Origin of the sequence: Ochrobactrum sp. SFR4, from assembly GCF_019730395.1 — a bacterium.
GTDB lineage: Bacteria > Pseudomonadota > Alphaproteobacteria > Rhizobiales > Rhizobiaceae > Pseudochrobactrum.
This window is the reverse complement of sequence record NZ_JAAPBB010001193.1, coordinates 1-245: the sequence shown is the minus strand read 5'-3', so window position 1 is coordinate 245 and position 245 is coordinate 1. Positions and strand designations below refer to the sequence as shown.

Annotated in this window: 1 protein-coding gene; it reads right to left on the bottom strand. The window is 45.7% G+C overall.

Annotated elements, in window-relative coordinates:
* A partial coding sequence (locus HBA93_RS22820; RefSeq protein ID WP_286202159.1) for an ABC transporter permease subunit occupies window positions 1–245 on the bottom strand: 245 nt, incomplete at both ends.

Genomic DNA, 245 nt, shown 5'->3' with positions numbered 1-245 from the left:
CACAGGAAGCTTGATCGGACAGCCTCAACCTGTCCCAGACCATAATAGACAACAAATAGTTGGACGAGCAAAGGACTTCCGCGCACCATAAAAGTATAGGTCGACGCTGAGTAGCTTAACCACCATCTGGATGACACCAAAGCTAATGCCAATGGCAGAGCAAAAATCTGACCAACAATGAAACTCGCAATAGTGATCAGCAATGTAAGCCAGATACCATGCTGAATGGCATTGAAAGCAGGTAA